Genomic DNA, 220 nt, shown 5'->3' on the forward strand with positions numbered 1-220 from the left:
GCGCTCTTCGAAGGCCTTGCCGTACAGGTCGTGCAGGTCGGGTACATCGCTGGGTGAGAACAGGGTCCAGTCCTCGTCGTTGAACACCCGCTTCATAAACAGGTCAGGAATCCAGTTGGCGGTATTCATGTCGTGGGTGCGGCGGCGATCGTCGCCGGTGTTCTTGCGCAGCTCGACGAATTCCTCAATGTCCATGTGCCAGGTTTCAAGGTAGGCGCAC

1 protein-coding gene is annotated in these 220 nt (G+C 58.6%); it reads right to left on the minus strand.

Going from position 1 to position 220, the window contains the following annotated elements; translation table 11 throughout:
- The coding region (locus A3709_RS07860; RefSeq protein ID WP_156507612.1) for a hypothetical protein at positions 1 to 220 on the minus strand (220 nt) is incomplete at both ends.

The sequence above is a fragment of the Halioglobus sp. HI00S01 genome (assembly GCF_001635445.1).
Classification (GTDB): Bacteria; Pseudomonadota; Gammaproteobacteria; order Pseudomonadales; family Halieaceae; genus Halioglobus; species Halioglobus japonicus.